Origin of the sequence: Solidesulfovibrio sp. (assembly GCF_029978005.1) — a bacterium.
GTDB lineage: Bacteria > Desulfobacterota > Desulfovibrionia > Desulfovibrionales > Desulfovibrionaceae > Solidesulfovibrio.
Genome location: NZ_JARKOZ010000122.1, coordinates 22,949 through 42,057 on the forward strand (window position 1 = coordinate 22,949; position 19,109 = coordinate 42,057).

General features: G+C 68.0%; 13 protein-coding genes. 10 read left to right on the plus strand and 3 right to left on the minus strand.

From position 1 onward, the window contains the following. The first annotated feature begins 311 nt into the window (after positions 1–311). The 8 genes from Q1K70_RS13970 to Q1K70_RS14005 all read left to right on the plus strand — a co-directional run bounded on the left by Q1K70_RS13970 (position 312) and on the right by Q1K70_RS14005 (position 10,587). Positions 312–1,742: an anion permease gene (locus Q1K70_RS13970; protein WP_300160778.1), complete on the plus strand. Its 1,431-nt coding sequence runs from the start codon at positions 312–314 to the stop codon at positions 1,740–1,742. A gap of 39 nt (positions 1,743–1,781) precedes the next feature. Beyond that, positions 1,782–2,621 carry a fumarate hydratase gene (locus tag Q1K70_RS13975; RefSeq protein WP_300160780.1) on the plus strand — a complete coding sequence of 280 codons (840 nt, stop codon included), beginning with the start codon at positions 1,782–1,784 and terminating at the stop codon, positions 2,619–2,621. Then, the gene (locus tag Q1K70_RS13980; protein WP_300160782.1) at positions 2,621–3,178 is read left to right on the plus strand and encodes a Fe-S-containing hydro-lyase; all 558 of its coding nucleotides are present in this window, start codon (positions 2,621–2,623) and stop codon (positions 3,176–3,178) included. The genes Q1K70_RS13975 and Q1K70_RS13980 overlap by 1 nt, the downstream gene beginning before the upstream one ends. Positions 3,179–3,224: 46 nt before the next feature. Then, positions 3,225–4,652: a C4-dicarboxylate transporter DctA gene (dctA, locus tag Q1K70_RS13985; protein ID WP_300160784.1), complete on the plus strand. Its 1,428-nt coding sequence runs from the start codon at positions 3,225–3,227 to the stop codon at positions 4,650–4,652. A 56-nt stretch (positions 4,653–4,708) separates the two neighbouring features. After that, entirely contained in the window at positions 4,709–6,421 is a 1,713-nt protein-coding gene (locus tag Q1K70_RS13990) for an FAD-dependent oxidoreductase (RefSeq protein WP_300160786.1), read from the plus strand. After that, positions 6,421–7,392 (plus strand): succinate dehydrogenase/fumarate reductase iron-sulfur subunit, encoded by a 972-nt coding sequence (locus tag Q1K70_RS13995; protein WP_300160788.1) that lies wholly within the window; start codon positions 6,421–6,423, stop codon positions 7,390–7,392. The genes Q1K70_RS13990 and Q1K70_RS13995 overlap by 1 nt, the downstream gene beginning before the upstream one ends. Then, complete coding sequence (locus Q1K70_RS14000) at positions 7,389–8,267, plus strand: CoB--CoM heterodisulfide reductase iron-sulfur subunit B family protein (protein ID WP_300160790.1); 879 nt, start codon at positions 7,389–7,391, stop codon at positions 8,265–8,267. Before Q1K70_RS13995 ends, Q1K70_RS14000 begins: the two co-directional genes overlap by 4 nt. Positions 8,268–8,460: 193 nt before the next feature. After that, positions 8,461–10,587: a methyl-accepting chemotaxis protein gene (locus tag Q1K70_RS14005; protein WP_300160792.1), complete on the plus strand. Its 2,127-nt coding sequence runs from the start codon at positions 8,461–8,463 to the stop codon at positions 10,585–10,587. A 90-nt stretch (positions 10,588–10,677) separates the two neighbouring features. Here Q1K70_RS14005 and Q1K70_RS14010 read toward each other — a convergent pair whose 3' ends face one another. From Q1K70_RS14010 to Q1K70_RS14020, 3 genes are all read right to left on the minus strand, one after another. Further along, the gene (locus Q1K70_RS14010) at positions 10,678–12,726 is read right to left on the minus strand and encodes a chemotaxis protein CheW (RefSeq protein ID WP_300160794.1); all 2,049 of its coding nucleotides are present in this window, start codon (positions 12,724–12,726) and stop codon (positions 10,678–10,680) included. A gap of 747 nt (positions 12,727–13,473) precedes the next feature. Then, a complete protein-coding gene (locus tag Q1K70_RS14015) occupies positions 13,474–15,423 on the minus strand; it encodes a SurA N-terminal domain-containing protein (protein ID WP_300160796.1) in 1,950 nt (649 codons plus the stop codon). A 29-nt stretch (positions 15,424–15,452) separates the two neighbouring features. Continuing rightward, positions 15,453–17,375 (minus strand): aconitate hydratase, encoded by a 1,923-nt coding sequence (locus Q1K70_RS14020; protein ID WP_300160798.1) that lies wholly within the window; start codon positions 17,373–17,375, stop codon positions 15,453–15,455. Positions 17,376–17,537: 162 nt separating this feature from the next. Here Q1K70_RS14020 and Q1K70_RS14025 point away from each other — a divergent pair, with 162 nt between their 5' ends. Both Q1K70_RS14025 and Q1K70_RS14030 read left to right on the plus strand, forming a co-directional pair. Beyond that, positions 17,538–18,173, plus strand: coding sequence for a nitroreductase family protein (locus Q1K70_RS14025; RefSeq protein WP_300160799.1), 636 nt, complete (start codon positions 17,538–17,540; stop codon positions 18,171–18,173). 17 nt (positions 18,174–18,190) lie between these two features. Next, a complete protein-coding gene (locus tag Q1K70_RS14030) occupies positions 18,191–18,934 on the plus strand; it encodes a YceI family protein (protein WP_300160801.1) in 744 nt (247 codons plus the stop codon). Positions 18,935–19,109 lie beyond the last annotated feature (175 nt).

The following is a 19,109-nucleotide window of genomic DNA, read 5'->3' on the forward strand; positions in this document are numbered from 1 at the left end:
GGGTTATGGCCGGCAACCTCCCGGGAATACGTGTTTTCACGTGCTGCCGGCCGCGGCCCCCATAACCTGGGTTATGGGGGTTTTCGCCGTTTTCAGCCCGGATTTGTGAAATTTCTCCTTATATTCTTGCCCTCTGCGCCGACGTCACGGGTCTGGCATCCATCCTGCTTTCTTTCGTCGCAAAGGCTGTTTCGCCATGCGGCCTCGCTTCGCCCGGGCACGACGGGACGGCCGTCGTGCCCGGCCTCGCGCGGACAGGCGCAGGCACGGCGAGCGGATCGAAACGACGCACCCAAAGGAGACCCCACCACATGCAACGCGCCCTCAAAGCTCTCGCTCCGGTGCTGCTCGGCCTGGTGATCTGGCTTCTGCCGGCTCCCCAAGGCCTGACGCCCGCCACCTGGACCTATTTCGCCCTGTTCGCCGCCGTGGTGCTGGCCCTCGTCCTCGAACCCGTGCCCCCGGCCCTGGCCGGGCTCATCGGCGTGACCCTGGCCGGCATCCTGCGTCTGGTGCCCGTGACCCCGGGCAAGGTCCCGTCCCCGGGCGACGCCGTCAAATGGTGCCTGTCCGGCTTTTCCAACGGCACGGTCTGGCTCATCTTCGCCGCCTTCATGTTCGCCCTGGGCTACGAGAAGACCGGCCTCGGCAAGCGCCTGGGGCTCACGCTCATCCGGCGCATGGGCAAAAAGACCCTGGGCCTGGGCTACGCCGTGGCCCTGGCCGACCTGATCCTGGCCCCCTTCATGCCGTCCAACACCGCCCGAAGCGGCGGCACCATCTTCCCCATCATCAAGAACATCCCGCCGCTGTACGGCTCCACCCCCGAGGAGAATCCCCGGGGCATGGGCGCGTACCTCATGTGGACGGCGCTGGCCACCACCTGCGTCACTTCGTCCATGTTCCTGACGGGCCTGGCCCCCAACGTCCTGGCCCAGTCCCTGGTGGAGAAGACGGCCCACGTGTCCCTGGGCTGGAGCCAGTGGTTCGTCGGCGTGCTGCCCGTGGGCGTCATTTTGTTCCTGGCCACGCCCCTTTTGACCTACATCCTCTATCCGCCGACCCAGAAGACCTCGGAAAACGCCCCCACCTGGGCCGCCGAGGAGCTGCGCAAGCTCGGCCCCCTGACCGGCCGCGAGATCGCCATGGCCGTGCTGGCCCTGGGCGCGCTGCTCGGCTGGATCTTCCTCAAGGACTACGTGGACGCCACCATGGTCGCCCTGGCCGCCATCTGCATCATGGTCGTGGGCCGGGTGGTCACCTGGAACGACGTCATCGGCTACAAGCAGGCCTGGAACGTGCTGGCCTGGTTCGCGACACTGGTCACCCTGGCCGACGGCCTGGGCAAGACGGGCTTCCTCAAGTGGTTCGCCGAGGCCGCCGCCGTGCATTTGCAGGGCATGTCGCCCACGGCCACGCTGCTCGGCCTGACCCTGATCTTCTTCTTCAGCCACTACATGTTCGCCAGCGTCACGGCCCACGTGGCCGCGCTTTTGCCCGTCATGCTGGCCACGGCCATGGCCGTGCCCGGGCTCGATATCGCCACGGCCTCCATGGTCCTTTGCGCCACGCTCGGCATCATGGGCATCATCACCCCCTACGGCACCGGCCCCTCGCCCATCTATTTCGGCTCCGGCTACGTCAAGAGCAAGGAATTCTGGGTGCTCGGAGGCATCTTCGGCGTCATCTACCTCGGCGTCTTCCTGCTCGTGGGCTTTCCCTGGATCGTGTCCCGGGGCTAGCGAACGGGTCGTTTCACAAGACGAATGCAAGGAGCAAGCATGCGCACCATTCCCAAAGAAACCGTGGTCGATGCCGTGGCCGCCATGTGCATCGAAGCCAACCGCTACCTGCCGGCCGACGTCCTGGGCTCCTTCGCCCGGGCCAAGGAGGCCGAAACCCTGCCGGCGGCCAGGGAGATCTTCGGCCAGCTCGAGGAAAACGCGGCGCTGGCCGCCAAGACCGGCCTGCCGCTGTGTCAGGACTGCGGCCTCGGCGTCTTCTTCGTCGAGGCGGGCGAGGGCGTGCGCCTGGAAGGCGCGACCCTGCGCGAAGCCATCAACGAGGGCATGGTCAAGGGCTACCAGGACGGCTACCTGCGCAAGTCCACCTGCGACCCCTTCACCCGGAAAAACGTGGGCGACAACTCCCCGGCAGTCATCCACTTCGACCTGGTGCCGGGCGAGAGCCTGAAAATCTGCATGATGGCCAAGGGCGGCGGCTCGGAGAACATGTCCCGGGTCATGATGCTCGCCCCGGCCCAGGGTTGGAAGGGCATCCGCGAGTGCGTCATCCGCCGCGTGGCCGAGTCCGGCTCCAACCCCTGTCCGCCCATCCTGGTCGGCGTGGGCATCGGCGGCAACTTCGAGCTGGCCGCCATCAATTCCAAGAAGGCCCTCCTGCGCGAGGTGGACGACGTCCATCCCGATCCCGAGGTGGCGGCCATGGAAGCCGACCTGCTGGCCTCCATCAACCGCCTGGGCATCGGGCCCATGGGACTTGGCGGGGCCACCACCTGCCTCGGCGTCAAGGTCAAGGTCGCGCCCTGCCACCTGGCCAGCCTGCCGCTGGCCGTCAACATCCAGTGCCACAGCGCCCGGCACAAGGAGGTCACCCTCTAATGGCCGAACATCACCTGACCACGCCCCTTTCCGATGCGGACGTGGAGAAGCTCTCCGCCGGCGACGTCGTGTTCCTCTCGGGCACCATCTACACCGGTCGCGACGCGGCCCACAAACGCCTGGTCGAGGCCCTGGACGCCGGGCAGGACCTGCCCTTCGACGTCAAGGGAGCGGTCATCTACTACGTCGGTCCCTCGCCGGCCCGGCCCGGCTATCCCATCGGCGCGGCCGGCCCCACCACCAGCTACCGCATGGACTCCTACGCCCCCAGGCTCATGGCCGAGGGCCTCAAGGGCATGATCGGCAAGGGCATGCGCGCCGCCGAGGTCAAGGCCGCCATGGCCGCGCGCAAGGCCGTGTACTTCGGGGCCACGGGCGGCGCGGGCGCGCTGCTTGGGCTTCGCATCAAGGAGGCCCGGGTCGTGGCCTACGAGGACCTGGGCCCGGAAGCCGTGCGGGAACTGACGGTGATCGATTTCCCGGTCCTGGTCATCAACGACTGCCATGGCGGCGACCTCTACGCCGTGCCGGACCTGGAAGCGGCCCTTGGCGCCTGAGGCGCATGAAAAACAATCGCTCGAGCATGTTGCGCTTGGAGTTGCGATGAAACGATTTCGCGAAAGCGGGACAGGGCTCACGGCCGCACCGGACAGGCCTGGACCCCCTTGTCCGGGCGGCCGCAGGCCGCTGTACAAGTCGCTCTACTTCTGGGTGCTTTGCGGCATCGCCGCCGGCATCGGCCTGGGGCTCGTGCCGGCGACCAAGGGCCTGGCCATGCAGATGCAGCCCCTGGGCGTGGCGTTCATTCGCATGGTGAAGATGCTGATCGCCCCGATCATCTTCTGCACCGTGGTCACGGGCATCGCCAAGATGGGCGACATGGGCCGGGTCGGCCGGGTGGGCGTCAAGTGCATGCTCTACTTCTGGGCCATGACCCTGTGCGCCCTGGCCATCGGTCTCGTCGTCGTCAACCTGTACCAGCCGGGCGCGGGCATGGACGACTACGCCGCCCGCATGCAGGCCGACCAGGCCGAGCTGGCCAAGGTCCAGGAGTACGCCGGTGCGGCCCGGAAGATGTCGACCCAGGAGTTTCTCCTGAACATTGTGCCTTCGTCGGTGGTGGACGCCTTCGCCAAGGGCGACATCCTGCAGGTGCTCTTCTTCTCCGTGCTCTTCGGCGTCGCCCTGGCCAACCTGGGCGAGCGGGTCAGGCATTTCGTCGACATCCTCGACGCCTTCTCCAAGGGGCTTTTCAAAGTCATCCACTACGTCATGTACTTCGCGCCGCTCGGCGCTTTCGGGGCCATCGCCTACGTGGTGGCCTCCCAGGGAGCCGACGCCCTGGCGCGGCTGGTCTACCTCATGCTCGGCGTCTACACGACCTGCCTGCTCTTCATCTTCGGCGTGCTCGCCGTGGTCTGCAAGCTGGCCGGCTTCTCCCTGTGGCGCTACCTGGTCTATATTAAAGAGGAAATCCTCCTCGTGCTCGGCACCTCCTCGTCCGAGGCGGCCCTTCCCCGCATGATGGCCAAACTGGAAAATGCCGGCGCGGACAAGTCCGTGGTCGGGCTGTGCCTGCCCATGGGCTACTCGTTCAACCTGGACGGCACTTGCATTTATCTCACCATGGCCGCCGTGTTCCTGGCCCAGGCCACGGCCACGCCCCTGGACCTGTCCCACCAGCTCTACCTCCTGGCCATCCTGCTTCTCACCTCCAAGGGCGCGGCCGCGGTCACCGGCGGCGGCTTCATCACGCTCGCCGCCACGCTCCAGACCGTGGGCACGATTCCGGTCGCCTCGCTGACCCTGCTGCTCGGCGTCGACCGCTTCATGTCCGAGGCCCGGGCCATCACCAACATGATCGGCAACGGCATCGCCACCATCGTGGTGGCCAAATGGGAGAACGCCCTGGACGCGGGACGGCTGCGCGACGTGCTCTCCGGGCGCTCCTGCGGCGATTCCGAAGACGGCGACGCCCTGGACCGCACGGCCGCCGAGGCCCTGGCCCTGGTGACCGTGGACGACAAATAAGGCGAAAACCCCTTTGCGGAGGCGGGGCGACCCGCCGACGCGGGAAAGAGGACAGCATGGAATCCTATGACATCGTCATCGTAGGCTCGGGAGGGGCCGGGTTGCGGGCGGCCGTGGGCGCTTTGCAGACCAACCCCTACCTGGACATCATGGTCGTCACCAAGACCATGCCGACCCGCTCGGCCACCTGCATGGCCGAGGGCGGCATCAACGGCGTGCTGGATTTTCCCGGCCAGCAGGACTCGCTCGACGCCCACAGCTTCGACACCGTCAAGGGCAGCGACTACCTGGGCGACCAGGACGCCATCGACTTCTTCGTGCAAAAGGCCTCCGAGGCCGTGCGCGAGACCGACTTCTGGGGCACGCCCTACAGCCGCGAGGCCGACGGCCGGGTGGCCTGCCGCCTGATGGGCGGCCACAAGCACGCCCGCACCAACTTCTCCGCCGACAAGACCGGCCACATTTTGCTCCACTCCAACTTCGACTACGCGCTCAAAAACGGGGTGCGCTTCCGCGTCAACTCCCAGCTCCTGGACGTGGCCGTGAAGGACGGCGTGTGCCGGGGCGTGGTCGTGCGCGACACCGACACCGGCGAGGTGACGGCCATCCGGGCCAAGGCCGTGGTGCTGGCCACCGGCGGCTACACCCGCATGTTCTGGGCCCGCACCAGCACGCCCTACATCGCCACGGGCGACGGCGTGGGCGTGGCCCTTCGCGCCGGTGTGGCCTTCAAGGACCCGGAGATGGTCCAATTCCACCCCACGGGCGTAGCCAACGGCGGCGTGCTGATTACCGAAGCCGCGCGCGGCGAGGGCGGCTACCTGGTCAACAACGCCGGCGAGCGCTTCATGGCCCGCTACGCCCCGGACCGCATGGAGCTGGCCCCGCGCGACATCACCGCCCGGGCCATCGAGACCGAGATCATCGAGGGCAGGGGCTACGGCGAGGGCCTGGGCGCGCACGTGCTCCTCGACCTGCGCCACCTCGGCCGCGAGCGCATCCTGGAGCGCCTGCCCCAGATCCGCCATGTGGGCCTGCTGTTCGAGAACCTGGACCTGGTGGAAAAGCCCATTCCGGTGCGGCCCACGGCCCACTACTCCATGGGCGGCATCGACGTGGTGGACTTCGAGCACATGAAGACTTCCGTGCCCGGGCTCTTCGCCGCCGGCGAATGCTCCTGCGTGTCCATCCACGGGGCCAACCGCCTGGGCGGCAACTCCCTGGCCGACGCCATGGTGACCGGCAAGCAGGCCGGCATCGGCGCGGCCTGCCACGTGCCTGGCGCCTCCTTCGGCGGGGACGCCGCCCTGGAGGCGCTCGTTTCCAGATGGCGCGAGCACTTCCGCGAGGCCACCTCGCGCAGGGGCGGCGCGTCCGTGCCCGAGCTGCGCGAGAAGCTGGCCGCCGTGCTCTGGGAGGGTATGGGCATCTTCCGCACCGAGGACAAGCTCTCCGGGGCGCTTAGCGCCGTTACCGGCCTGCAAAAGGAGTTCGAGACCGCCGTGGTCGGCAACGACAACCCGGTGTGCAACACGGCCTATGCCCACTTCCTGGAGGTCGGCAACCTCCTGTCCCTGGCCCGTTGTTCCCTGGTGGCGGCCAAGGCCCGCCACGAATCGCGCGGGGCGCACACCCGCGAGGACTACCCTACGCGCGACGACGCCGCCTTCCTCAAGCACAGCCTGGTCACCGTGCAGGACGGCGACTACCGCCTCGACTACCGCCCGGTGACCGTCACCAGGCACCAACCCCAGGAGCGCAAGTACTGATGGACACCCTGACCTTTCTCATCGACCGCTACGACGGCGTGAATTCCTGGCGGCAACGCTACGAGTTCCCGTACCGCCCCGGCATGACGGTCCTGGCCAGCCTCATTCACATCAAGGAGCGCATCGACCCCACGCTCAACTTCACGGCCTCCTGCCGCAGCGCCATCTGCGGAGCCTGCGCCGTGCGCGTCAACGGCAACGCCCTGCTCGCCTGCGACACCATGGTCGACGACCTGCTTACGGTCTGGGGCGAGGGCGCGCTGGTCGTGAGCCCGCTTGGCAACGCCAAGGTGGTCAGCGACCTGGTGGTGGAGTGGAGCGAAAAGATCGAGCGGCTGCGCCTGGCCAGGCCCGGGCTGCACGCCAAGCCGGAATTCTCCGCCGAAAAGGGCTGCCGCCAGTCCCCCAAGGACATGCAGGCCGTCGCCAGGCAGTGGGACTGCATCCTGTGCGGCAGCTGCGCCTCGGAATGCAACAAGCTGACCGACTCCGAGAAGGACTTCCTGGAACCGTTCGTCTTCACCCACGCCGCCCGCTACGCCGGGGATTCGCGTTCGGCCGACCCCCTGCGCCACGTGGAGGGCATGCTGGAGAATGGCCTGTGGAAATGCGTCCATTGCATGGAATGCGTCTCCAAATGCCCCAAGCACATCCGCCCGGGCGAGGACATCGCCGCCATGCGCCACATGGCCGTGGAGGCCGGCCATACCGAGGGCCCCGGCCCGCGCCACGCCGAGGCCTTCCGCACCGACCTGGAAAAGACCGGCCGGCTCAACGAGGTCAAGCTCGTGCCCCGCACCGAGGGCATGTTCAGCGCCGCCACCAAACGGCTGCCCTTCACCATGCGCATGTTCGCCAAGGGCAAGCTCGGCGTTCTGGAGGCGGCCCGCCTGTTCGTGGCCGACAACGCCCCCGTGGAAAACATCGACGGCCTGCGCAAGGTCATCGCCCCCGAGAGGAAGGAGTCATGAAATACGCGTTTTTTCCCGGTTGCGTCCTCCATGCCGCCGCCAAGGAGGCCTGCGTCTCCACCCTGGCCGTGGCCAAGCACCTGGGCCTGGAGCTGGTGGAAATCCCCGGCTGGTCCTGCTGCGGCGCGAGCCACGTGCAGGACGTCGATCCCGAGGCGGCCCTGCTGGCCAACGCCCGCAACCTGGCCCTGGCCGAGAAGATGGGCTTGCCGGTGCTGACCGCCTGCAGCACCTGCGCGCTCATGCTGCGCCAGTCCCGGGCCAGGCTCCTGGATGGGGCCATGGACGCGGCCAACGAGCGCCTGGCCGAGATCGGGCTGCGCTTCCAGGGAACCTCGGAAGTGACCCATCTGCTCTGGGTGCTGGCCGACACCGCCGACGCGTGGGCGTCCAGGGTCGTAAGGCCCCTGGAGCACCTGCGCGTGGCCCCGTTCTACGGCTGCCACACCGTGCGTCCGCCGGAGATCATGAACTACGAAAGCCACCTGAATCCCCAGAGCCTGGAGCGGATCGTGCGGGCCTGCGGGGCCGAGCCCGTAGCCATCCCGGAGCGGCTTCGCTGCTGCGGCTTCCACGCCGTGTTCCCGGCCGAGCAGACGGCCATGCGCATGACCGCCGCGGCCGTGGTCAGCGCGGCCAAGGCCGGGGCCCATTGCCTGCTCACGCCCTGTCCCCTGTGCCACATGCAGCTCGACATGTACCAGCCCGACGCCCTGTCCCCGGCCTGCGGCGACCGGCCCGTGCCCGTGCTGCACCTGGCCCAGCTCGTGGGCGAGGCCCTGGGCCTGGACAAACGGGACATGGCCCTTTCCCGGCATATCGTCGACGCCAGGCCCGTGCTCAAGGCGGCGACGAGCGGTTGCGGCCTTTCGTGAGCGGCGGATCCGGGCGGCCCTGACCCCGCCCAAGGCCCTGCCGCGAGTTCCCGTCACGGTCTCCTTGGCCTTTCGCGTGGGGCGGCGCGCCATGCCGCCGCCCCGCTTTCCCCGAAGTCCCGCGTCCGTCCCCAAGGATGGTTTTTTCGGCCCAAGGCCCCGAGCGATGTCCCCCCAACGGAGCGAGGCAATCATGAGACGTTCCATCCGCATCCGGCTCATCTGCGGCGTCGTCGCCATCATCACCCTGCCTTTGCTGGGCATTTTCGGCATCATCGCGCTCAATATCTTCGAGCTCTCGCGCGACGACTACGTCGCCGCCTCCCATGCCGAGCTGTTGCGCACGAGCCAGGCCGTGGCGCTTTTTCTGGGCGAGGCCAAGGCCAGCATGGACCATCTGGCCTCCTACCCCGAACTGCGCGCCATCGACGCCTCGCTCACGGACTTCCTGAACGTCCAGGGCAAGGTCCCGACCCTGCCCCGGCCGGACGACGTCCTGGGCCAGCGCCTGCGGGAGTGGTGCGTGCTGCTGCAGAAGTCCCATCCCGACTACCGCAAGGTCTACCTCGGCAGCCGCTTCGGCGGGTTCGTCAGCAATGCCGCCGCGCCGCGCGGTTCCTACGATCCCCGGGAGCGGGCCTGGTACAAGGACGCCGTGGCCGCGCCGGACCGGGCCGTGGTCTCCTCGCCGTTTCGCTCCACGGACGGCCAGGCCACCATCAGCGCCGCCCGGGCCTTCGCCGACGCCTCGGGCAAGGTGCTCGGCGTGGTTTCGGCCGACATCTCCCTTTCCGTCATCACCGACATGGTGGCGGCCATCCGGCCGGGCAAGACGGGCTTCGTGGCGGTGGCCGAAAAAGACGGGGTGGTGGTGGCCGACACGGCGCGGCCCGAGGCCAGCCTCAAGCCCCTGGCCGAGCTCGGCGACCCCGGCCTGGCGGCGCTTTTTTCCGGCCCGGCCGGCCCGGTCGAGGCCGAACTCGGCGGCCAGGCCTACCTGGCCAACGTCTTCGACGCCCCGGAAACCGGCTGGCGCTTCGTCAGCTGCATCGCCAAGGCCGAACTCATGGCCCCGGCCCGGCGCACCGTGACCGCCATCGCCTGGGTGGCCCTGGGAAGCCTGATGCTGATCATCGGCGTGCTGTGGTTTTTCATGGACCGCTCGGTCATCCGCCCCCTGTCCCGGGTGGGCGGGTTCCTCCAGGCCCTTGGCGCGGGAAACTACGAGACGCGGCTGGAAAAGCCGCGCCGCCGCGACGAGATCGCGGCCATGTTCGCGGCGCTCAACGCCATGGCCGCGCGCCTTGGCGAGACCATGGCCGACGTCCGAACCAAGAGTCGCGAGGCCGAGGAAAAGGCCCTGGCCTGCCAGGCGGCCACGGACAAGGCCGAGGAGGCCTCGCGGGAGGCCCTGCGCGCCCGGGAGGAAGGCATGCTCCAGGCGGCCAACCGGCTGGAATCGGTCGTTGCCGTGGTGGCTTCGGCCACGACCTCCCTGGCCGCCCAGGCCGAGCAGGCGACCCGGGGCGCGGCTACCCAGGCCCGGCGCGCCGAGGAGACCGCCTCGGCCATGACGGAGATGAACGCCACCGTGCTGGAAGTGGCCAGGAACGCCTCCGAGGCGGCCCGCACCTCGGCCCAGGCCAGGGGCCAGGCCGAGGAGGGGACGGCGCTCATGGGGCGCGTGGCCGAGGCCATGGAGCGGGTCCGGGCCGACGCGCGCCGGTCCCGGGAGCGCATGGGGGACCTCGGCCGGCAGGCCGAGGACGTGGGCCGCATCCTCGGCATCATCTCGGACATCGCCGACCAGACCAACCTCTTGGCGCTCAACGCCGCCATCGAGGCGGCAAGGGCCGGGGAGGCCGGCCGGGGGTTCGCCGTGGTCGCCGACGAGGTCAGAAAGCTCGCAGAAAAGACCATGCTCGCCACCAAGGAGGTGGGGGAGGCCGTCACCGGCATCCAGCACAGCGTCGGCGGCACCCTCGGCGGCATGGACCGCACCAGGCAGGTCATCGCCCAGGCCATGGACCAGACCGACGCGGCCGCCTCTGGCCTGGACGCCATCCTTGCCCTGGTCGGCGAATCCTCGGACCAGGCGCGCTCCATCGCCACGGCGGCCGAGCAGCAGTCCTCGGCCACCGAGGAGATCAACCGGCACATCGAGGAAATAAACGCCAGCTCCACCGAGACGGCCGAAGCCATGCGCCACGCCTCCGGGTCCGTGTCCGAGCTCGCCCGCCAGACCGAGGCCCTTGGCGAACTCATCGCCTCCCTGGAGGAGGAAAGCGGCGGCCGGGGCGTGCGGGCGCTGGGCGCGTAGCGCACCGCCGCTGTTTCGCTTCGCAAAAAGACGGCCCCCTTTCCGCTCTCGGGAAGGGGGCCGTCGACCGTTCGGGGGAGGGGAGTCTGTCTAGATCCGGACCTTGATGACCGAGAGCAGGTCGTTGACGTAGCCGCCGTCGCGTTTGTACTCGCGGTAGCCGGCGCTGTGGGAGCAGCCCACGGCGTAGAGCCTGTCGCCGTCGGACACCAGGTGGGAAGTGGACTGGCCGCAGGCCAGCTGACAGAAGACGCCGGCCAGGTCCACCGTGTCCCCGGGCTCGTGCTCGGGGTTGGTCGAGGCGACGATCCTGCCCCCGGCCTCCACGAACATGCCTTCCGAGCCGTCCAGGATGTTGCCGGCCCCGTCCCGGGGCAGGGCGTCGTTGAGCATGGACAGGAACTGGGGCTCGGAGTCGAAGACGATGCCGATGCCGCCGAGGACCGCGTCCTGGCGGGCCAGGGACGTGATGGCCGCGTTGTAGATGTAGGTGTGGCGGGAGCGTCCCTTGTCCTCGTAGAGGTCCGTGGCCTCGAAGTCCGAGACGCGGTAGAGTTGGGAGTCGGTCAGCGTCAGGGTCTCGGCCACGAAGCGCTCGGCGAGCACGCGGCCTTCCCGGCGGTGTTCGTCGGGATTGGAGCAGGCCAGGATGCGGCCGTCGCGGTCGTAGACGAAGAGGTTGGTGTACACCGTGTAGAGGCTGTTGATGTAGGCCAGGATCTCGCGCATGCGGCCCCGGTCGGCGTCGCCGAGGGGAGACTCGAGCATGCGCCGAAAGTCCGAGGTCAGCGCCCACCAGCGGCAGTCGTTGGCCCGCTCGTAGAGGTTGCGGTCCATGATGTCGATGGCCAGGGCGGCCAGGAACTGGACGTCGTGCAGGCGCGAGGAGGTGACGAGCTTTAAAAGGCCCCCGGTGGAGGTCTGGAAGACCTGCTGCACCTGGTCGCCGATCTTTTTGACCTCGTTGAGCACGTGGGGCAGGGCTTGCGCCTCCACCCGCTCCGATGCGTCGGACTGGATGGATTTCTTGGCGGCCATGATCTCGCCGTTTTGCACCACGAGCTCCAGGTCCGAGAGCACGTTCTCCGAGGCTTCCTCGACCTTGATGAGGCGGGCGGAAAAGATGGCGTTGCGCCGGATGGCGGCCTCGTCCAGGCCGTGGCCGTTGGCGCCGTTTTTAAAGGCCGTGGCCACGCGCTTGAGCACCTGACCGTACCAGGGCAGGCCGAAAAACCCCTGGTAGCCCTTGGTGGCCAGGGTCTTGGACAGGTAGGCCTCGCCGGCGAGCTGGGCCATGGCGAAATCGTCGCGCAGCGCCATGTTGTACACGCGGCCGCGCGGGGCGCGGGCCGGGTCGCTGGTGGCGATGGCCCGGCCGTTCTCGTCCAGGATGAGGATGACGATGTCTTCCGAGGACTTCTTGAGGTTCTCGAAGATGCCCTCCATCTCCCCGTCGAAATCGAAGACCAGGCACAGGACGCCGAGGGCCTCGCCGGTGTCGGGATGCTTGATGGCCTGGGAGTAGACGAGCGCCTCGCCCCGGCCCGGGAGCAGATCGGTTTCGCGGCAGGTCTCGACGTAGGAGGCCGCTTCCAGGGTTTCGGCGAGCAGCGGATCGGCGCTTTGCCCGATGGGGTTGTCCTGGTCGAGGTGGGCGCGCACGACCCCGGTCGTGTCCAGGACGATGATTTCGTTGTAGACGGTATATTTTTCCCGGTACTCGCGCAGCCGATCGACGATGCGTTCCACGTCGTCGCCGTCGGCATCCTCGTCGAGGAGGAAGCGGACGAGGTCGTCGTCCGTGGCCAGAAAGCCCACGTCGGCCGTGCGCTCGAAAAGATTGCGCTTGAGGATGTCGATGGCGACTTGCGCCACGGCCGTGATTTCCAGCACCACCTTCTGGGTGTTTTCCAGGACCAGGGTGTCGACGAGGTTTTTTTGCAGGGAGGTGAAGTTGTCCTGGGTGGTGATGATGAAGTCGATGAGCGTCTGGGCGATGCGGCTGCAATTGATCTTCCCGGTCAGCGTCGCCCGGGTCCATTGCCGGTCCAGGCGGCTGAGGACGCCCTGGCAGTTCTCCACGCCGCTCATGGCCCGAAGAAGGGATTGTTCGTGTTTCTTGATGAGTTCTTTGTTCATGACGGCAGCCTCCGATAGGCACGTCTACGGGTGTTGTCTTTCGGCGCGGGCGCTCCGCGATGCGGCGGAGACGCGAGCGGCCGGCCGGGCGGCGCGGCCCGGGCTCCCGCGGCGGCGGCGGAAGCTCCGGCGGCCCCGGTGATTCATTCAGATCTTACATATTTGCTGATTCGCTGGACCCTTTGGAAAGGCGATACCTCCCGTACGGATTGGCGGCATTGCAGGAGCACGCCGATTGCATGGCGATTTGTTGCGCGGCCGCCCTCTAGTGAGATCACGAAAATATCAATGCCAAAGCATGTTGCTTCATAGGCACGCTCTCTTTTTCCGCAAGTCGGCGCATATCCGACGCAATACCTGGTCGGCGGAGCGGGCGTTGCGGCAAGCTGAAGCCAGCTCTGGCCCAAACAAAACATAGGTAGACACTTTTGTCAAAGGAATCGCGAGGGACACTGGCGCGGGATTTTTCGTGATCTGGAAAAGGCCTTCAGATCGTGCGCGTTCCAGAGGTCGCGTCGCCAGCTCCAGGGACGGGCCGCCCGCAAGGGGGGCGGGACGGCCGAACCGCGCCCGCGCCCGGAGCGCCGCGTAGAGCGGCGACGACATGCTCATGCCCGTGCCTGGCGGCCGGACCGCGTCGCGGGCGGAGCATCGCGCGCGTCCCGGCCCGAGGAAGCCGGCCCGCCGGCGGGCGAAAAAAAGGGCGCGGCCGAAGCCGCGCCCGTGTCGGCGTGGGGTGCGCCCGGCCTAGTTGCCGGCCCCGGCGGGAGCCTGGCCGGGAACGGTGCGCGGGCCGAGGATCTGGTCGTTGACGATCTCGACCTTGGCCGCTTCCTGCACCGTCTTGAGATAGGCGTTGAAGAGCTCCGTGCGCTTGGTCTGGGAAAGGGTCTGGAGCCAGCGGTCCTTTTCCTTGTCCCACAGGGCGGCTTCGGCCGGCACCCGCTTGTCCAGGCCGGCCAGCACGTAGCCGTCGCTCACGGCGTAAGCCGCCTTGAACCAGCCCGGGTCCTTGGCCTCGAAGGCCGTCTGGGCCAGCACCGGGGCCATGCCCAGGCCCGGGATGAAGCCCTGGCGGGTGAAGGGCTGGGACACGGCGACCTTGCCCTTGTACTCGTCGAGCACCTTCTGCCGGCCCTCGGGGGTCTCCATGGCCTTGGCCAGTTCGTCGGCCTTGGCCCGGGCCCGCTTCTGGCCTTCCTCGGCGATCAGGCGGTCCTTGATGACGTCGGACACGGCCTCCAGGGGCTCGAAGCCGGCCGGCTTGACGTCGGCCACCCGGGCCATGAGAAAGCCGTCCTGGGTGGACAGGGGCGTGTCGGAGACCTCGCCCTTTTGCATCTTGAACAGGGCGGCCATGGCCTGGTCGGTCAGGCCCAGGTCCGCCGGGGGATTTTGCTGGGCGAAGAAGTCCGAGGCCTTGAGCTCGAGCTTCTCCTCGGTCGCGGCCTTGGCCAGGTCCTCGCCCGAGGCGATCTTTTCCTGGACCGCGTCCATGGCCTTGGCCAGCCGGTCGGCGGCCTTCTGTTCGGCCAGTTCGGCGCGGATGTCGTCCTTGACCTCGGCCAGGGTCCGTTCGCCGGCGGCCTGGTGGTCGCCGGCCTGGATGAGGTGCAGGCCCAGGCTCGTGCGCACCGGGGCGCTGATCTCGTCTTTCTTGAGGCCGAAGGCCGTTTCCTCGAACGCCCCGAATTCCTTGGGCAGGCTGCCCTTGGGCAGCCAGGCCCAGTCCTCGCCGATGAGTCCGTCGGGGTTGTTGGGATTTTTGGGCAAAAGCGTGGCGAAGTCCGCGCCGGCCTTGAGCTTGGCGGCCAGGTCCTTGAGCTTGGCCTCGGCCGCGTCCGCGGCCTCCTTGGGCGCATCCGGCGGCAGCATGATGAGGAAGTGGCGCACCCGCACCTGCTCGGGCTTGGCGTATTTCTTCTTGTTGGCCTCGTAGGAGGCGGCGATGTCGGCGTCGGGCACCTCGGCCGGCTTGGCCAGGGCCTTGGGCGTGAACTCCACGAACTCGATCTTGACCTGGGCGGGGGTCGCGAACTGGTCCTTGCGCGCCTCGTAGTAGGCCTTGATCTGGTCGGCCGTGGGCGCGTAGCCCTTGGTGAAGTCCTCGGACCGGAAGGGGATGTAGCTGATGACGGCCTGCTCGCGCATGAAGTCGAAGATGGACCGGGCTTCGGCCTCGGTCACCGTGGCCGGCAGGCTCACGTAGGCGGCGAGCTTCTCCAGCAGCAGGTTCTGGCGGAAGTCGTCCTCGAACTCGCCCGGGGTCACGCCGTTGGACTTGAGCAGGTTCTCGTAGCGCTTGGCGTCGAACTGCTTGGACTCGTCCTGGAAGGCCGGAATCTTGGCGATTTCCGCCCGCAGTTCGTCGGCGGTGACGGTGATGCCGAGTTTTTTGCCCTGGTCCTCCAGCAGCCGGGTGGTCACCAGGTTGCTGAAGACCTGCCAGCGGAAGCCCCCTTCCTGGAGGTCCTTGTCCGTGACGTCGGGGTTCTTGCTTTTCACCAGCCGCAGGCTTTCCTGATAGGCTTTCTCGTAGTCCTTGATCAGCACGGGCTGGCCGTCGATGGTGGCCAGCACCGTGGCCTTGTCGCCCCGGAAGTTGCCCACGCCCCAGAAGACGAAGACGATGATGATCAGTCCGAAGACGATCTTGACGCCCCAGGACTGGGCGTGCTTGCGCATGGGATCGAGCATGTTTTCTCCTTGGTGGCGGGCGTGGCCGGTTAGGCCCGCGCGCCCCGGACCCGGTTGAGCAGGCCGCCGGCCCGGATGATCTCCAGTTCCTGGGCGGTCAGGTCGTTTTTGACGGCCACGTCGCCGACTCCGGCCACGGCCATCGTGGCCGTGCCGCCGGCGGTGAGGGTCCCGGTGGCCAGGGTTATGGCGGCGCCGGCCGGAATGCGGTCGTAGTCCGCCGGGTCGGCGAGCAGCAGCGGCAGGATGCCGAAGTTGACGAGGTTGGCCCGGTGGATGCGGGCCAGGGACTTGGCCACCACGGCGGCCACGCCCAGGTAGCGGGGACCGAGCGCCGCGTGCTCGCGGCTCGAGCCCTGGCCGTAGTTCTCGCCGCCGAGGATCACGCCCTTGCCGAGCTTTTTGATGCGCGGCACGAACTCGGCGTCCACCCGGCTGAAGATGTATTCGCTGATGGCCGGGATGTTGGAGCGAAGGGCCGTGATCTGCGCCCCGGCCGGCAGGATGTGGTCGGTGGTGATGTCGTCGCCGACCTTGAGCGCCACCTGCGCCTCGATGACCGCGGGCAGGGGGGTGAACGGCGGCAGCGGGGCGATGTTGGGCCCGCGGCGGATGTCCACGCCCGCGCCGTCGGCCGGCGGGTAGACGAAGAGGCTGCGGATGTCCGGGGCGTCGGCCGGCAGCTCGGCTTTGGCCGGGGCCTCGCCCCAGCCGGCCGGGTCGGTGAACGCGCCGTGAAGCGCCGCCATGGCCGCGGTCTGCGGGCTGACCAGGTACACCTTGGCGTCCTGGGTGCCGGAGCGGCCCTCGAAATTGCGGTTGAAGGTGCGCGCGCTCACGCCCCCGGAGACCGGCGAGCCGCCCATGCCGATGCACGGGCCGCAGGCGCACTCCAGGATGCGCGCCCCGGCGTCGAGGAGCGCGTCGATGCGGCCCCTGGCCGCCAGCATCTTGAGCACCTGCTTGGAGCCCGGCGCGATGAGCAGGTCCGTGGAAGGCTCGATGCGTTTGCCCTCCAGGATGTCGGCCACGGCCATGAGGTCGGCGTAGGAGGAGTTGGTGCACGAGCCGATGCAGGACTGGTCCACCTTCATGCCGGCCAGTTCGGCGATGGTCACGGCCCGGTCCGGCATGTGCGGCGCGGCGGCCATGGGAACCAGGGAAGACAGGTCGATCTCCATCACCTCGTCGTACGTGGCGTCGGGGTCGGCGGCGAGCTCCGTGAAGTCGCCCGGCCGGCCCATGGCGGTCAGGAAGGCCTTGGTGGCGGCGTCGCTGGGGAAGATCGAGGTGGTGGCCCCGAGCTCCGCGCCCATGTTGGTGATGACGGCGCGTTCGGGCACGGACAGCGTGGCCACGCCCGGGCCGGCGTACTCGATGACCTTGCCCACGCCGCCCTTGACCGTGAGCATGCCGAGGAGCTTCAAAATCACGTCTTTGGCCGTGGCCCAGCCCGTGAGGCTGCCGGTCAGGTTGACCTTGACCACCTTGGGCATGGCGATGACGTAGGCCTCGCCGGCCATGGCCAGGGCCACCGACAGGCCGCCCGCGCCCATGGCCATGGCCCCCACGCCGCCGGCCGTGGGCGTGTGGGAGTCGGAGCCGACCAGGGTCTTGCCGGGCTTGGCGAAGTTCTCCAGGTGCAGCTGGTGGCAGATGCCCGTGCCGGGGGGCGAGAAGATGATGCCGTACTTGGCCGCCACGGTGCGCAGGTAGGCGTGGTCGTCGGGATTGCGGAAACCCATCTGCAGGGTGTTATGGTCCACATAGCTCACGGACAGCTCGGTGCGCACGCGGGGCAGGCCGATGGCCTCGAACTGGAGGTAGGCCATGGTGCCGGTGGCGTCCTGGGTGAGCGTCTGGTCGATGCGCAGGGCGATTTCGGACCCGGGCGTCATTTCGCCGGCGACAAGATGGTCCTTGATGATCTTTTGCGTCAAATTAAGCGGCATGGGGGGTCCTCTTGCTTGGTCGGGAAAGGGGAAAATGTCCGGCCTGCATGCCTTTCCCCGCCAGCGAAGTCAAGGGGCCGCCCGGAGCCGCCGGGCGGGCGTCTTGACAGTCACGGCGAGGCGGGCGCACACGGGTAGGGTCAGGAAAAAAAGGAGCGTCCCATGGACTTCAAGGATGTCATGGCGGCCCGCCGGGCCGTCAATTTCTTCGACCCCGACCGCGACGTGCCGCAGGCCGACCTGGAAGCGTTGCTCGAAACCGCGACGCGCGCGCCGTCGAGCTTCAACCTCCAGCCCTGGAAGGTGGCCGTGCTGCGCAACCCGGCCCAAAAAGCCAGGCTGCGCGCCCTGGCCTGGGACCAGCCCAAGATCACCGAGGCCCCGGTCGTGCTCATGTACCTGGCCGACACCCAGGCCTGGAACATGTACGAACCCTCCTTCGAGCGCCAGTTCTCCTACCTGATGGAAACCGGCCGCTACAAACCGGAACAGCGAGAGGCCTTCGCCGCCTCGGTCAAAAGCCTCTACGGCGAAACCCCGGAAAAATCCCTGGCCTTCGGGGCCAAGAACACGGCCTTTTTCGCCATGACCTTCATGTACGCCGCCGCCGCCGCCGGCTATGTCACCCACCCCATGGACGGGTTCGACCACGACGGCGTGCGCGAGGCCTTCGGCATCCCCGACCGGTTCTGGATTCCCCTGCTCATGGCCGTGGGACATCTCAAACCCGGCGTCACGGTCGCACCGCCCAAATGGCGCTTCGGCCTGGATGACTTCCTCTATAACCTGCCCGAATAGGGCGAAGGAACATCGCCATGCGTCGTCATATCCTTTGTCTCCTGTGCGCCGCCGTCCTGGGCATCGCCCCGGCGACGGCCCTGGCTGAGGCCGCCAATTCCCTGCTGCTGGCCCAGGCGGCCCCGGCCGGCCAGGCCCAACCCGCCGAGCCGGCCAAGCCCGAGGCCGCCAAGCCGGCCGAAGCGGCCAAACCCGCCGAGGAAGCCGGCCCGGTCGTGGACGGCGTGACCCTCGACCCGCCCCATACCTCCGCGACGTTTCGCATCCGCCACATCGTCGCGCCCGTGGCCGGACGCTTCGACGTCGTGGCCGGAACCATCGACATCCCGGCCAAAAATCCCGCCAAAGGCCGCGTGACCTTCACCGTGCAGACCAAAAGCGTGGACACCGGCGTCGCTGCCCGTGACAAGCACCTCAACACGCCGGACTTCTTCGATACCGCCAATTACCCGGAAATGAAGTTCGTCAGCGATCGTATCGTCCCGGCCGGCAAGGGCGTCTACAACGTCACCGGCAAGCTCACCATCAAGGACGTGACCAAGACCGTCACCATCCCCGTCAAATTCCTCGGGACCAAGCCCAACCCCATGATGCCCTGCGTGGACGTCGCGGGCTACGAGGCGACCCTCACGCTCAACCGGCTGGAATACCACGTCGGCACGGGCAAGTTCTTCAAGATGGGCGTGGTCGGCGATGCCGTCGACATCCATCTGGCGGGCGAAACCCTGGCCAAGCGCCCCGGCTGCGTGAAGGGAGAGTAGAGGAGGGTAGAGAAGAGGGGAGGGAGGGAAGATGCCTGCGGCGGCCAGGAGGGGGTGACCCCCTCCTGGACCTCCCCGACGGGTGTGGGCGGGGAGGTGGTCGGGAACGGCAAGCGGCGTTGCGTCGGCCGTTGTGGTCGGGGAATTGGCCCGGACCCGCAGGCCGCAAAGCCGG